Raw genomic sequence first — 13918 nt, 5'->3', positions numbered from 1 at the left:
TCAGGAATGGCGCGCGTTCTCGGCGGCCTGTGGATAACCTCCGGGCTCAGCCCTTCAGGGAGGTGAGGAAGGCGGTCCAGGCAGGGGCCCGGAAGAGGAGTACCGGGCCTGCGTCCGAGGCCTTCGAGTCCCGGACCGGCATCACGCCGGGGTGCCCGTCCGCGACCTCGACGCACTCGCCGCCGCTGCCGTTGCTGTAGCTGCTCCTGCGCCACGCGACCGCGCCCAGGTCATCTGCGGTGATTGCCATCTCGGTAGTCCTCTGCCGCTTGTTCGATCATGGTCAGGGACGCCTCCGGCGGGAGTGCCGCGGCCCTGAGCAGATCGTACGACCTGCGGTAGTTCTTCACGAGGGCCGGATAATCGATGAGTTGGCCATTGTGGAGACCCTCCGTATAGGCCACCGGTGGGGCGTCCGGGAAGGTCATGATCCGCATCATGCCCATCATGAACGGGTGGGCGTGCGCCGTTTCCGGGAGGATCTGCAGAACGCCCTGCGTGGAGCGGACCACGTGCGCGATGTGCTCCAGCTGCGCGGCCATCTCCACCGGGGGCAGCAGGGGCTTGTGGACCAGCCCCTCGTGCAGGATCGCCCAGAACGCCGGACGCTGCTCGCCCGCCCAGATCTCCGCGCGCTCCAGCCGGGCACGGACCTGCTTGTCGACCGTCTCGGGAGGCAGCCACGGCAGCGAGGTGTGGACCACCGCCTCCGCGTAGGCCCTGGTCTGCAACAGACCCGGCACCAGCATCGGCGCCCAGTCCTCGATCGTCTCCGCGTGCCGCTCCATCTCCGCCACGTCCGCGAAGTACTCGGCATGCCCCGACTGCCGGGCCCTGCGGGCGTCTTCGCAACGCCGCTCGAAGAAGCCGTCCGTCTTCAGCACCTTGTCGACGTGCCGGGCCAGATCCAGCGGCATGCGCCGCTCACCACGCTCGATCTGACTCAGGAACGGCACGCCGCGAAAGCTTCCGTCGGCCAGCTGCTCCAGGGTCAGACCCGCCAGTTCCCGCTGGTAGCGCAACTCGGCGCCGTAGAAGGAGGGAACGTTGGCCGACGCGTCGGGGTCCTTGCGTGGGGGCACAGCTCATCACCGCCGTTTGCCAGTCGCTCTTGCGCAGTCGAAAGCCCTCCCACGGTACGGGAATTGGCAGCACTGTGTGACTGATTCGTCACAGCAGGTACCCGAACGCGAGAAGGTCCGTCATGCGCAACGCGCAGCCCGTCACCTCGGCCGCCCCCGACCGCTCCCCCGCCCACCACCACGCCGACCGGTGCGTCGACCGGTGCGTGGACCGGTGCGTGGACGACCTGAAGTCCGCCCTCTCCATGCACGGCATCACCCTGCCGTCCCTGCGCGTCGACGTACCATCGTTCGCGGGCGCGCACGGCAGGACTGCGGGTCTTGTCGCGTTGGGCAACTGCAACACCGAGACGGCACGCAAGCTGATCGCCGCGTTGCGAGCCCCGGCCGGGCCGACGGTTCCGGGTTCGGTGCTGCTGGATGTCGTTCTGGCTGCCGTACCCGAGGTGGTGCCGGAACTGCGCCGCACACTGCGCGCGTGTTTGGGCGTGCCCTGCGCCGATGTGCAGTTGTGGGTCACGGAGCTGGTCGGCAATGTCATCCGGCACGTCGGGGCGGGCGTCCCGGTGCGGGTGCACGTGTCGCGCTCCGGTGAGCGCGCCCGGGTCGAGGTCAGCGACCCCGACCCTCGTGCCCCCGTTCTCCGGGACGCCCCGGCCGACGGCGAAACCGGGCGGGGCCTGGCGCTTCTCGACGCGGTGGCGTTGCGGTGGGGTGTCGAGGAAGGGGAGTCGGGCAAGACCGTCTGGTGCGAACTGGCGTGGGAAGAACCGGTGCAGGCGTCCTGATTGCCCCGGCTGCGGACACACATCGGCCGCGACGGCTCCCCCTCCGCGCCGCCGCGGCCGAACCCCGTGTGTTGTGGCTACCTCACCGGGCTTGCTTCACCGGACTCACCTGGTCGGCTTGAACGGCTCCGTCGTGGCGTGCAGGTCCTTGGTCTCCAGCGGCTCGTCCGTGGCGTGCAGGTCCTGCTTCTTGACGGTGTTCTTGTCCGTGGCGTGCAGGTCCTCGGTCCCCAGCGGCTCGTCGGTCGCGTGCAGGTCCTGCGGCTTGAGCTCGTCGCTCATGTTCGTCAACTCCCCGTTTGGATGTAGCAGTTCTGTTGGCGGGGCCCGCCCGGTCACTCCCCCGAGTCCGACCGGACGGGCCCGCTTGGGCCGCTCACCCCAGCTTCTCGGTGCGGGGCCCCGTGCGGCGACCCGTCTGCCCCCCGACGCGACGGATCGACTACGCAAAGAATGGCGTGGGGCGATAAACGAATGATGAACGCCCGCGACAGGGGGTCAGGCCGCCCGTACCGGGGAGAGCAGCGCGCGCACGTCGGCGGCCTCGGGGGAGCCCAGTTCCTCGTAGATGCCGGCCGCTTCCTGCCAGCAGACCTGGGCCCGGCCGGTCTGGCCGATGCCGCTGAGCGCGCGGCCGAGGACGGTGAGGACGTTGCCGCGCCGCCACTCGCCGCCGATGCCGCGCAGCACGGTCAGGGCCATCTCGGCGTTGGCTGCGGCCTGTGCGGGGCGCCGGGCGGCGAGGTCCACCTCGGCCAGCCGGAACAGGGTCATGCCCTCCCAGAGGCGCTGCCTGCTGTCCCGGAACACCTCCAGCGCCTCCTGGAGCCGGCCGGCGGCGTCGCACAGCTCGCCGCTCTGGGTGAGGGCGAGCCCCAGGGCGTAACGGGCGTTCGCGCCGCGCATGGTGTTGCCCATGGCGTCGTAGATGCCGATGCCCTCCTGGGCCAGCGCGACGGCGCTCTGGGTCCGTCCGGTGGCGAGGTGGATCCGGGACAGGTTGCACAACGCGGCGGCCTCTCCGGGGCGGTTGCCCAGGACCCGGAAATGCTCGATGGCCCGGGAGAGGTGCTCCTCGCCGTCCTGGTGCCGGTTCTGGTACAGCGCGATGATGCCGCGGGCGTTGCGGGCCCAGCAGACGGTGAACAGGTCGTCGGCCTCCTGCGCGAGGAGGATGGCCCGCTCGGCCTCCTCGTCGGCTCGCTCGAAGCGGCCGCCCACGTGGTGGACGTTGACGAGGGTCGTCAGCGCCCGGGCCTCCGCCCGCGCGAGGCCGAACTGCCGGGCGGCGTCGAGGAGCGCCTCGGCCGTAGCCTCGTATCCCCGGGAGTTCGCCCCGGACTCGGAGAGGTCGTGCGCGGCCCACAGCAGGTCGATCGCCCGGGGGAGCGTGTCCGGCCGCCCGGCGGACTGGCGTACGCACGCGAGGAGGCAGACGGCCTCCGCGTAGAGCCAGTCCTGCGCTGCGTGCCGGTTGTCGAAGCGCAGCCCCGGATAGGCGGTCGGTTCGAGGTGGTCCACCAGCCGGTCGCCCGGCCGTTCGATCGCGTACACGCCCGCCGCCGACGCCAGGTAGAAGTCCAGGAGACGGGACAGGGCCGCGCCCCGTTCGCTCGGCGGCAGCTCGTCGCGTTCGGCGCACGCACGCGCGTAGAGCCGTACGAGGTCGTGGAAGCGGTACCGGCCGGGGGCGGCGGACTCCAGGAGTGAGGTGTCGACGAGGGACTCCAGCAGGTCCTCGGTGTCCTCCACCGGCAGGTCCAGGATCGCCGCGGCGGCCGGGAGGGAGATGTCGGGGCCGTCGGCCAGGCCGAGGAGGCGGAAGGCGCGGGCCTGGGCGGGCTCCAGCTGGCCGTAGCCGAGCTCGAAGGTGGCCTTCACCGCCAGGTCGCCGGCCTGGAGTTCGTCGAGGCGGCGGCGTTCGTCGGCGAGCTTCGCCGCGAGGACCGACACCGTCCAGGTGCGGCGCGCGGCCAGCCGGGACGCCGCGATGCGGATCGCGAGGGGCAGGAAGCCGCAGGCGGCGACGACGTCCAGGGCGGCCTTCCGCTCGGACGCCACCCGCTCCTCCCCCACGATCTTGGTGAACAGCGCCAGTGCCTCGTCCGGCGACATCACGTCCAGGTCGATCAGGTGGGCGCCCGCCAGGTCCACCATCCTTACCCGCGAGGTGACCAGCGCCGCGCAGCCGTCCGTGCCGGGCAGCAGGGGACGTACCTGGGCGGCGTCGCGGGCGTTGTCCAGGAGCACCAGGACGCGGCGGCCGGCCAGGACGGAGCGGTAGAGCGCCGCCCGCTCCTCCAGGGAGTCGGGTACGGCGGTGTCGGCGGTGCCGAGCGCGCGCAGGAACGAGCCCAGGACGGTCTCCGGATCCGCCGCCCGCGCGCCGGCGCCCTGCAGGTCGACGTACAACTGCCCGTCGGGGAACGCCGCGCGCGCCTGGTGGGCCACGTGCACGGCGAGGGTGGTCTTCCCCACGCCGCCGATCCCGGCCAGCGCCGAGACCGCCATCACCCCGCCGTCGGCCGAGGCCAGGATGTCGCCGAGCTCGCGCACGAAGGCGGAGCGGCCGGTGAAGTCCGGCACGGTGGCCGGGAGCTGGGCCGGGCGGACGAGGACGGAGGCGGGTTCGGGGGCCGGGGAGGAGGGCTCCGCCAGGCCCGGGTCGGCCTGGAGGATCCGCTGCTGCAGCTCGCTGAGGCCGGGGCGCGGGTCCACGCCCAGTTCGTCGGCGAGCAGCCGCCGGGTGTCGGCGTACACCGCGAGGGCCTCGGCCTGCCGGCCGCTGCGGTACAGCGCCAGCATCAGCAGCTCTCTCAGCCGTTCGCGGAGCGGATGGGCGGCGGTGAGGGCGGTGAGCTCCGAGACGGCCTCCGCGTGGCGGCCCTGCTCCAGGTCCATGTCCAGGCGGGACTCCAGGAGTTGGAGCCGCCACTCCTCCAGACGGACGCGCTGCGTCTCCGCGTACGGGCCGGGCACCCCGGCCAGGGTCTCCCCGTCCCAGAGGGCGAGGGCCCGCCGCAGCACCTCCCGGGCGTGGCCCAGGTCGCCGGCCGAACGGGCCTTCTCCGCCTCGGCGGCCAGATCCTGAGCGACGGTCAGGTCCAGGGCGCCTTCGGCCAGGCTGCGGATCGCGTACCCGCCGGACTCGCTGACCAGGACACCCGGGTCCAGCACCTTGCGCAGCCGGGAGGCGTACGTCCGCAGCGCCGCCAGGGCCTGGGAGGGCGGTTCGTCGCCCCACAGGGCGTCGATCAGCTCCGCCGCCGTGGCCGTCCGGCCTTCGCGCAGCAGCAGGGCGGCGAGCAGGGCGCGTTGCTGGGGGGACCCGGTGGTGACGGGCTCGTCACCACGCCAGGCGCGCACCGGCCCGAGCACGCCGAAGCGCAGCGCCGCCGACGCCGCCGGATCCGCCCCTTCCGCCGACTCCGGCGATGTGGCCGACTTCGCCGAGGAGCCGGGACGCCGCTGCTCCGGTTCGCGCGGCACACCGTCCGGTACACCGTCCATGCAGTCCCCCTAGCCGTCCTGAGCAACCACGCCAGTTTGCCTTGTGCGCGGCGGCTGCGTCAGGTGCGGGGGACACCGATCACAGCCCGGCGCACGGGAGTCCACACGATCCGCACACTCTCTCCGCGCGCGGCGGGACGCGGACGAGCGGGGAGAGGCCGGCTACAACGGCGCGAGCCGCACGCCCGGCCCGCACAGCTTTCCCATGTCGTCCTCGTCGGAGGTGAAGAGCACCACGCCTCCGGGCTGCCGTCCCGCGATCACCGCAAGGGCCGCGTCGATCGCGTACTCGTGTCCGTGCAGGCCGGTGTCCTGGAGGAGGGTCACAGCGGCATCGGCGATCTCCCGCGTCACGGGCTCCACCACGACCCGCGACATCGCCCAGGCCCAGGCAGCGCGCTTCACCCGGGAGTGGTACGCCTCGATCAGGGTCATGGAACTGGTCACGACGCGGATGCCCGATCGGTGGGCGTCCTTGAGCCGCGCGAGCATCGCCCGCTCGCCCAGGACGGCCCGCGACAACGCCTCGCAGTCCAGCACGTAGCAGGACGGCAGCATCAGCTCGCCCTCCGGGCCTGATCCCCGGAGGCCGCACCCCGCTGAGTGAAGTGGCGCTCGAACTCCCTGCGCTCAGCCTCCGCCGCGGCGAGTTCGTCGTCGGTGACGGGGCCGTGCTCCTCCTCCAGCCACGCCACGAGTTCACCGAGCCGGTCCTGCTCCCGCTGATGCTCTATGGCCCGCGTGACATAGGCGCTGAAGCCGCCCGATCCGACTTCCTGCCGGATCTCCTCGGCGAGCTCCTCCGGCAGCGTCACGGTGTACTTCTTCGTTGCCATACCACCTATCATACCGAACCTGAGTGTCCGCGGCCCGGCGGAATGCGCCGCTGTTCGGGGCACGCGATAGTGAGTGCGGCAGCTCTTCAGTCGGCTCGATGGGAAGGTGGCGGCATGCCCGGCGAGCAACCGCAGACGTACGAGACCCTCGACGACCGGTTCCGGACGGGGCGGTGTCAGGCCGGGGACTCCCGGCTGGAGACGCTCTTCGAGGGGTGCCGGTGGGCCGAGGGGCCGGTGTACGTGCCCGCGGGGCGGTACCTCCTCTGGAGCGACATCCCGAACGACCGGCTGCTGCGCTGGGACGAGACCACCGGGTCCGTGGGGGTGTTCCGGACGCCCGCCGGGTTCCCGAACGGCAACACCCTGGACGGTCAGGGCCGTCTCATCACCTGTGAGCAGGGCGAGCGGCGGGTGACCCGGACCGAGCACGACGGGTCGGTCACCGTGATCGCCGAGCGGTTCCGGGGGAAGCGGCTCAACAGCCCGAACGACGCCGTCGTACGGTCGGACGGGTCGGTCTGGTTCTCCGACCCCGAGTTCGGGATCGCGACCGACTACGAGGGGCATCGCGGGGAGAGTGAGATCGGCGCCCGGAACGTATACCGGGTGGACCCGGACAGCGGGGAGGTGCGGTTGGCCGCCGACGGGTTCGAAGGGCCCAACGGGCTGGTGTTCTCGCCCGACGAGCGGCGGCTGTTCGTGTCCGACAGCCTCGCCAACCATATCCGCGTCTTCGACGTCCGCGAGGACGGGACGCTGACCGGCGGTGAGGTCTTCGCCGAGTGCGCGAACGGCACCTTCGACAACATCCGGTTCGACGACGAGGGGCGGCTCTGGGCCGCCGCCATGGACGGCGGCGTGCACTGCTACCACCCCGACGGCACGCTCCTCGGCCGCGTCCTGGTGCCCGGCACCGTCGCCAACATCCGGTTCGGCGGCGCCCGGCTGAACCGGATGTTCATCGCCGCCGACACCACGCTCTACTCGCTCGTCATGTCCGTCACCGGAACCTCGCCGCTCCCCCGCCGCTGACACCGTCCCGCAGCGCCCCCTTCACGACCTTGCCGCTCGCGTTGCGGGGCAGCTCCGCCACGAACTCCACCGATCTCGGGACCTTGTAGTTCGCCATCTCCCGGCGGGACCAGGCGATCAGGTCGTCGCCGGTGAGCAGTGCTCCCGGCCGCCGGACGACGTAGGCCCGGCCGACCTCGCCGAGCCGGGCGTCGGGGACGCCGATCACCGCCACGTCCGCCACGTCCGGGTGGAGGCCGAGGAGCTGCTCTATCTCGGCGGGGTAGGCGTTGAAGCCGCCGACGATGAACATGTCCTTGAGGCGGTCGGTGATGCGCAGGTTGCCCTCGGGGTCGAGGACGCCGACGTCGCCGGTGCGCAGCCAGCCGTCACGTGACAGCACCTCGGCGGTGGCCCGCTCGTCCTCGTGGTAGCCGGTCATGACGTTGAAGCCGCGGACCAGGACCTCGCCGGGTGTGCCCGGCGGCAGGGGTGTGCCCCCAGGATCCGTGACCCGCACCTCCGTGCCGGGGATCGCCCGGCCCGACGTCGAGGCGATGACGGCCGGGTCGTCGCCGCGGCGGCACATCGTGACGACGCCGCCGGCTTCGGAGAGGCCGTAGGCCGTCAGGACCGTGCCGACGCCGAGTTCGGTGCGCAGCCGCTCGACGAGCCGCAGTGGCACCACCGCCGCTCCCGTCACCACCAGGCGGAGCGCCGACAGGTCGTGGGCGTCCCGTGCCGAGTGGTCCAGGAGGGACTGCAGGAGGGTCGGCGGGCCGGGGAGCACGGAGACCCGTTCCGCGGCGATGTTGGCCAGGACGGTGTTCACGCCGAACACCGGCTGGGGGATCATCGTCGCGCCCCGCATCAGGCAGGCGAGCACTCCGGCCTTGTAGCCGAAGGTGTGGAAGAAGGGGTTCACGATGAGGTAGCGGTCGCCCCGAGTGAGGCCGGCCAGGTCGCTCCAGATGCCGTACGCCCGCAGCGACTGGCCGTGGGTGATGACCGCGCCCTTGGGGCGGCCCGTCGTGCCCGAGGTGAAGATGATGTCGGAGGTCCAGGAGCCGTCGACCGCGTCCGCCCGTGCGCGCACCTCCCGCGGCCCCACCCCGTCCCCGCTCGCCAGGAAGCCCTTCCAGGTGAGGAAGTCGGCGGGGGCGTCCTCCGACAGGACCACCACGCGCTCCAGCGCGGGCAGTCCGGGCAGCGGGCCGGGGCCGCCGGGGCCTTCCCCGGCCGCCCTGCGCAGGGACGCCACGTAGGAGGTGCCGAGGAAGGTGCCGGTGACGAAGAGCAGCCGGGTTCCGCTGCGGCGCAGGACGTCCGCCGCCTCGGCGCCCTTGAAGCGGGTGTTCAGCGGCACGAGCACCGCGCCCGCCGAGACGGCGCCCAGGGCGCTGACGATCCAGTCGAGGGTGTTCGGCGCCCAGACGCCGACCCGGTCGCCCGGTCCGACCCCGTTCGCCAGGCAGGCCGCCGCGGCGCGCTCCACGCGGGCACCCAGTTCCGCGTAGGTGATCCGGGTGCGGCCCTCCACGACCGCCTCGACGTCCGCGTACCGCTCGGCCGCCGACCTCACCAGATTCGGGATGGTTTCCCGTTCCGTCTCCGCTCGCACAGCAAGCCTCCCGGGAGCAGAAGAGCCGACGAAGAGCTGACTGACCGTCAGATTAGCTGTAATCTGACGCACTGTCAGCGAACCGTTCGGTCCCGGAGGTGCGCGCACATGGCAGCAGGAACGGCAGGACCGGCCGGCCTCAAGGACGCCACCGCCATCGTCGGCATCGGCCAGACACCTTTCGCCAAACGGCTCCCCGAGGACGAGCGCACCCTCGCCTGCCGTGCCGTGCTGGCCGCCCTCGACGACGCCGGGATCGCACCCGGCGAGGTCGACGCCCTCGCCTCCTACACCATGGAGGAGACGGACGAGGTGGAGCTGGCGAAGGCCTGCGGCTTCGGCGACCTCACCTTCTTCAGCAAGGTCGGTTTCGGGGGCGGCGGTTCGTGTGCCACGGTCGCGCATCTCGCCGCCGCCGTCGCCACCGGGCAGGCGAGCGTCGGCGTCGCCTGGCGGTCACGCAAGCGGGGCAGCGGGGCCCGGCCCTGGACCGACACCACCGTCCAGCTCCCGACCCCGGCCCAGTGGACCCGGCCGTACGGTCTGCTCAGACCGGTGGACGAGATCGCCATGCTCGCCCGCCGGTACATGCACGAGTACGGGGCCACCCGGGACCACCTGTTCAACGTCGCCCTGGCCTGCCGCAACCGGGCCAACCAGAACCCCGCCGCGATCATGTACGACCGTCCCCTCACCCGCGAGATGTACATGACGTCCCGCTGGATCAGCGAACCGCTCTGCCTCTTCGACAACTGCCTGGAGACGGACGGGGCGCTGGCCTGTGTCGTCATCTCCGCCGAGCGGGCCCGCGACTGCCGCCGCACACCCGTCTACGTCCACTCCGCCGCCCAGTCGCTGCCCGCCCAGCACCACGGCATGGTCAACTACTGGAACGACGACCCCCTCACCGGCCCGGCCTGGACCGCCGCCCGGCATCTGTGGAAGCACTCCGACCTGGCCCCGGAGGATGTGGACGTCGCCCAGATCTACGACGCCTTCACCCCACTGGTCCTCCTCTCCCTGGAGGGGTTCGGCTTCTGCGGGCGCGGGGAGGGCGGGGCGTTCACCGAGGGCGGGGCGCTGGAGATCGGCGGGCCGCTGCCCGTGAACACCGGCGGGGGCGGGCTGTCCGAGGCCTACGTGCACGGCTTCAACCTGATCAACGAAGGGGTGAAGCAGCTGCGCGGGACCAGTACCGCGCAGGTGCCGGGAGCGTCGGCCTGTCTGGTCACGGCCGGTGAGGGTGTGCCGACCTCCGCCCTGCTGCTGAGGAGCTGAGGAGCTGAGATGCTGCGTCCCGTCACCGACGCCGACGGCGCCCCTTTCTGGGAGTACGCCGCCCGGGGCGAACTCCGTGTCCAGGCCTGCGCCGGGTGCGGCGAGCCGCGCTTCCCGCCCCGGCCCTGCTGTCCGCACTGCCAGTCCTTCGAGGCCGAGTGGCGGCTCGTGCCGGGGACGGGTCGTGTGTGGTCGTACGTCGTCCCGCATCCGCCCCTGCTGCCGGACTACGCGGAGCTGGCGCCGTACAACGTGGTCGTCGTCGAGCTCGACAAGGCGCCCCGGATCCGGCTCGTCGGCAACCTCGTCGCCGGGCCCGGGGAGCCACTCGGCTCCCTCCCGGCGGACCGCCTGCGCATCGGCGCCCGGGTGCGGGTGGTCTTCGACGACGGGCTTCCCCGGTGGGTGCTGGAGCGGTCATGAGCACCGTGACCGTGCGCTCCGACCCGGACAGCGGGGTCGCCGTCGTCACCCTGAACCGGCCCGGCCGGCTCAACGCCATCGACCTCGCCATGGCGGGCGAACTCGTCGCCGTGTGGCGGGCGTTGCGGTTCGACGACGCCGTGCGGGCCGTCGTCCTGACCGGAGCGGGCGAGCGCGCCTTCTGCACCGGCATCGACCGGGACGCCGTCGTACCGCAGCCCGACTCGCCGTTCGCGCAGGACGATCCGCTGCTCGACGTCGGGCCCAAGGCGAACGACCTGTGGAAGCCGGTCGTCGCCGCCGTGCGCGGGATGGCCTGCGGGGGCGCCTTCTACCTTCTGGGCGAGGCGGAGTTCGTGGTCGCCGACACCACCGCGACCTTCTTCGACCCGCACACCACCTACGGCATGGTCAGCGCCTACGAGTCGGTACTCATGGCGCAGCGCATGCCGTACGGGGAGGTCGCGCGGATGGCGCTGATGGGGACGGCCGAACGGATCTCGGCCCGGCGGGCGTACGAGGTCGGGCTGGTGTCCGAACTCGCGCCGCGGGGCGAGGTGCTGGAGGCGGCCGTCGCCTGTGCCACCGTCATCGCCGGGTATCCGACGCGGGCCGTGCAGGGGACGGTGCGGGCGCTGTGGGCGGCGAGCGAGGCCGGGCGGTCCCGGGGCGTCGCGCAGGCGCCGCATCTCATCGCGCTCGGGAACGCGACGGGTGAGCGGCAGGCCCGGCTGTTCGCGCAGCGGGGGCGGGGAGGGGAGTACCGGTTGCGCGAGTAAAACCGTTGGCACCTACACGCGTATGCTCGACGCGTGGTTGAGCATCGGATGATCGACGTCAACGGTATACGGCTGCACATCGCGGAGCAGGGCGAAGGCCCGCTGGTGGTGCTGCTGCACGGCTTCCCGGAGTCCTGGCACTCCTGGCGGCACCAGTTCGGCCCGCTGGCCGAGGCCGGTTTCCGGGTGGTCGCCCCCGACCAGCGCGGGTACGGCGGCAGCGACCACCCGGAGGACGTGGCCGCGTACAGCATCCTCCACCTGGTGGGGGACGTGGTCGGGCTGGTCCACGCGCTGGGCGAGGAGCGGGCGTTCGTCGTCGGGCACGACTGGGGAGCGCCGGTGGCCTGGCACACCGCGCTGCTGCGGCCGGACGTGGTGCGCGGGGTGGCGGGACTGAGCGTGCCGCCGCCGTTCCGGGGCGGTCAGCCGCCGCTGAAGACCATGCGGGAGCGGTTCGAGGGACGGTTCTACTGGAACTACTTCGAGCAGCCCGGGGTCGCCGAGGCCGAGTTCTCCGCGGACACCCGCGCCACCCTGCGCAAGCTGCTGTACTCCGCCTCCGGTGACGCACCGGGCGCCGGGCGCCCCGAGCAGGCCCTGGCCGACCCGGAGCGCGGCTGGCTCGCCGACGCGCCGGACCCCGAGGTGCTGCCCGAGTGGCTCACCGAGGAGGACCTCGACCTGCTCACCGAGAGCTTCGCGCCGGGCTTCACCGGCGCGCTCAACTGGTACCGCAACCTGGACCGCAACTGGGAACTGACCGCGCCCTGGCAGGGAGCGGTGGTGTCCTCGCCCGCGCTGTACGTGTACGGCGACCGGGATCTGGTCCCGGCCTTCCCGGGCACGCCCGAACTGATCGAGAAGCTGCCCGAGTTGATGCCCGGCCTGCGCCGGAAGCCGCTCGTGCTGCCGGGCTGCGGCCACTGGACGCAGCAGGAGCGGCCCGGCGAGGTGAACGCGGCGCTGCTGGACTTCCTGACGGAGCTGCGGGACTGACGGCCGGGGCTCGCCCGCCGCGCGGGCATGTCACTGCCTGGCGGCCGGCGGGCGCCCGGCGTAGCGTCTTGGTGGAGGCGGTGGACCGGCCGCTCCGCCGGGCCGCTCCCCGGTGCCTTGCCGGTGCCGCTTCCCGGTGAGCGACGGCCGCCGTCCGGAGCCCCTTCCGTACGCCGGTGCGACGGCCGTCCCCGACGCCCTACGCGGTACGCGCCGTGCCGGTGCCCTTCTCCGCGTCCAGCGCGTACACGCAGCGGTCCTTGCTGCACGCGTAGACCACCCCGTCCTTGACGACCGGGGAGCCGGTGATCTCGCCGCCGGTGGCGAGTTTCCAGCGCAGCCGGCCGTCGTCGGCCTTCAGGGTGTAGAGCAGGTGGTCGGTGGAGCCGAAGTGGATCCGGCCCTCGGCCACCGAGGGGGCGCCGACGATGTCGCCGCCCGCCTGGAAGCGCCACTTGGGGGTGCCGGTGACCGCGTCGAGGGTGTAGAGGCCCTTTCCGCTGCCCACGTGGACATGACCGGCGGCGACCAGGACGGGGTCGACACAGGAGCGGGACTCGGTGGCGATGCGCCAGCGGTCGCGGCCGTCGGTGGCGTCGAGGGCGTAGACCGTGCCGAGGTAGTCGGCCAGGTAGATGCCGCCGCCGGTGACGGCCGGGCCGGGCACGAAGGCGGGCGGGGAGAGGAAGACGGCCGGGGCCTCGAAGTGCCACTTCACATGCCCGGCGGCCACGTCCAGGGCGAGGACGCGGGTGCCGGCGCAGACGTAGACGTAGCCGTCGGGCGCCTGGGTGACGCGGACCGGGACGCCGCCGCAGGAGGCCGTGTCGCCGATCGGGTACGACCAGCGCTCTTCGCCGGTGCGGGCGTCCAGGGCGCGCAGCCGGGCGTCCTGCCAGACGTAGACCGTGCCGTCGTGCAGGGCGGGTCCGGCCTCGGGGGACTCGAAGTCGGTCTGGCAGCCGGTGATCTCCCACAGCTTCTGCCCGTTCGAGGCCTCCCAGCCCTGGACTCCGCCGCCCCGGGTGCCGGTGACGACGGTGCCGTGGCCGGCCTTGAGGGAGTAGACCCAGGCGTCCGTCTGGAAGCGCCACAGGTCACCGCCCTCGCGGGCGTCCAGGGCGAACAGGGTGGGGCCGTCGGAGGCGTGGATGCGGCCGTCGGCGACCGCCATGGACCAGGCGACGTCCCGGGTCTTGAAGCGGCGGCGGCCGGTGGCGACGTCCAGGGCGTGCACCTCGAAGGAGGTGACGTAGACCAGGTCGTCGGCGACGGAGGGGGTGCCCCAGACGTCGTTGGACATGCGGAAGCGCCAGGGACGCCAGCCGCCGGGCTGCTCGGGCGGCGCGGCCGGGGCCGGGGGCGCGGCGACGGCGGGGCCCACGGCGGGGTCGGTGCCGTTGACGCCGGGGCGGGGCTTGGACCAGGAGGCGGCGAGGGCGGCCTCGGGAGGGGGTGCCTTGACGGCTGCGGCACGGATGTCCGCGACGCGCGGGCCCGGGCCGATGGGCACCGGGGCGCCGGGCAGCCGCACCGGGCCGGTGTCGGGGGGCGTGCCCGGCCCGGCCACCGACGCGGCGGCGGGGAC

14 protein-coding genes are annotated in these 13918 nt (G+C 72.8%); 6 read left to right on the top strand and 8 right to left on the bottom strand.

Annotated elements, in window-relative coordinates; all coding sequences use genetic code 11:
- Positions 1 to 46: 46 nt before the first annotated feature.
- Together IE212_RS15170 and IE212_RS15165 are read right to left on the bottom strand one after the other, a co-directional pair.
- Positions 47 to 250, bottom strand: a complete 204-nt coding sequence (locus IE212_RS15170; RefSeq protein ID WP_190198360.1) for a DUF397 domain-containing protein — start codon at positions 248 to 250, stop codon at positions 47 to 49.
- On the bottom strand, positions 231 to 1082 hold the full coding sequence (locus tag IE212_RS15165) for a helix-turn-helix domain-containing protein (RefSeq protein WP_190198359.1): 852 nt from the start codon (positions 1080 to 1082) through the stop codon (positions 231 to 233). The genes IE212_RS15170 and IE212_RS15165 overlap by 20 nt, the downstream gene beginning before the upstream one ends.
- Before the next feature lie 122 nt (positions 1083 to 1204).
- On the opposite strand from IE212_RS15165, the gene IE212_RS35535 reads away from it, so the two are divergent.
- Positions 1205 to 1870 carry an ATP-binding protein gene (locus IE212_RS35535; RefSeq protein WP_308430210.1) on the top strand — a complete coding sequence of 222 codons (666 nt, stop codon included), beginning with the start codon at positions 1205 to 1207 and terminating at the stop codon, positions 1868 to 1870.
- 105 nt (positions 1871 to 1975) lie between these two features.
- On the opposite strand, the gene IE212_RS15155 is transcribed toward IE212_RS35535, so the two are convergent.
- From IE212_RS15155 to IE212_RS15140, 4 genes are all read right to left on the bottom strand, one after another.
- Positions 1976 to 2152, bottom strand: a complete 177-nt coding sequence (locus IE212_RS15155) for a hypothetical protein (protein ID WP_190198358.1) — start codon at positions 2150 to 2152, stop codon at positions 1976 to 1978.
- Between the two features lie 216 nt (positions 2153 to 2368).
- Positions 2369 to 5380 (bottom strand): SARP-family global regulator AfsR, encoded by a 3012-nt coding sequence (gene afsR / locus IE212_RS15150; protein ID WP_190198357.1) that lies wholly within the window; start codon positions 5378 to 5380, stop codon positions 2369 to 2371.
- 162 nt (positions 5381 to 5542) lie between these two features.
- Positions 5543 to 5938 (bottom strand): hypothetical protein, encoded by a 396-nt coding sequence (locus IE212_RS15145; protein WP_190198356.1) that lies wholly within the window; start codon positions 5936 to 5938, stop codon positions 5543 to 5545.
- Positions 5938 to 6216 carry a hypothetical protein gene (locus tag IE212_RS15140; RefSeq protein WP_190198355.1) on the bottom strand — a complete coding sequence of 93 codons (279 nt, stop codon included), beginning with the start codon at positions 6214 to 6216 and terminating at the stop codon, positions 5938 to 5940. The genes IE212_RS15145 and IE212_RS15140 overlap by 1 nt, the downstream gene beginning before the upstream one ends.
- Before the next feature lie 114 nt (positions 6217 to 6330).
- Between IE212_RS15140 and IE212_RS15135 the strand changes: the two genes are divergently transcribed.
- On the top strand, positions 6331 to 7251 hold the full coding sequence (locus IE212_RS15135; RefSeq protein WP_190198354.1) for an SMP-30/gluconolactonase/LRE family protein: 921 nt from the start codon (positions 6331 to 6333) through the stop codon (positions 7249 to 7251).
- Here the strand turns inward: IE212_RS15135 and IE212_RS15130 are convergent.
- The gene (locus IE212_RS15130; protein WP_190198353.1) at positions 7220 to 8851 is read right to left on the bottom strand and encodes a FadD3 family acyl-CoA ligase; all 1632 of its coding nucleotides are present in this window, start codon (positions 8849 to 8851) and stop codon (positions 7220 to 7222) included. The genes IE212_RS15135 and IE212_RS15130 overlap by 32 nt on opposite strands.
- A gap of 108 nt (positions 8852 to 8959) precedes the next feature.
- On the opposite strand from IE212_RS15130, the gene IE212_RS15125 reads away from it, so the two are divergent.
- Genes IE212_RS15125 through IE212_RS15110 form a run of 4 tightly spaced genes read left to right on the top strand, consistent with a single transcriptional unit; the run spans position 8960 to position 12330 of the window.
- Entirely contained in the window at positions 8960 to 10129 is a 1170-nt protein-coding gene (locus IE212_RS15125; RefSeq protein WP_190198352.1) for a lipid-transfer protein, read from the top strand.
- Positions 10130 to 10138: 9 nt separating this feature from the next.
- A complete protein-coding gene (locus IE212_RS15120) occupies positions 10139 to 10552 on the top strand; it encodes a Zn-ribbon domain-containing OB-fold protein (RefSeq protein ID WP_190198351.1) in 414 nt (137 codons plus the stop codon).
- Positions 10549 to 11331, top strand: coding sequence for an enoyl-CoA hydratase/isomerase family protein (locus IE212_RS15115; protein ID WP_190198350.1), 783 nt, complete (start codon positions 10549 to 10551; stop codon positions 11329 to 11331). The genes IE212_RS15120 and IE212_RS15115 overlap by 4 nt, the downstream gene beginning before the upstream one ends.
- Positions 11332 to 11379: 48 nt before the next feature.
- Positions 11380 to 12330 carry an alpha/beta fold hydrolase gene (locus IE212_RS15110; RefSeq protein ID WP_190198636.1) on the top strand — a complete coding sequence of 317 codons (951 nt, stop codon included), beginning with the start codon at positions 11380 to 11382 and terminating at the stop codon, positions 12328 to 12330.
- 199 nt (positions 12331 to 12529) lie between these two features.
- Here the strand turns inward: IE212_RS15110 and IE212_RS15105 are convergent.
- On the bottom strand, positions 12530 to 13918 hold a 1389-nt coding region (locus tag IE212_RS15105; RefSeq protein WP_229864331.1), incomplete at its 5' end, for an outer membrane protein assembly factor BamB family protein.

It is taken from the genome of Streptomyces djakartensis (genome assembly GCF_014651075.1).
GTDB classification, from domain to species: domain Bacteria; phylum Actinomycetota; class Actinomycetes; order Streptomycetales; family Streptomycetaceae; genus Streptomyces; species Streptomyces djakartensis.
This window is presented reverse-complemented; position numbering and strand designations above follow the sequence as displayed.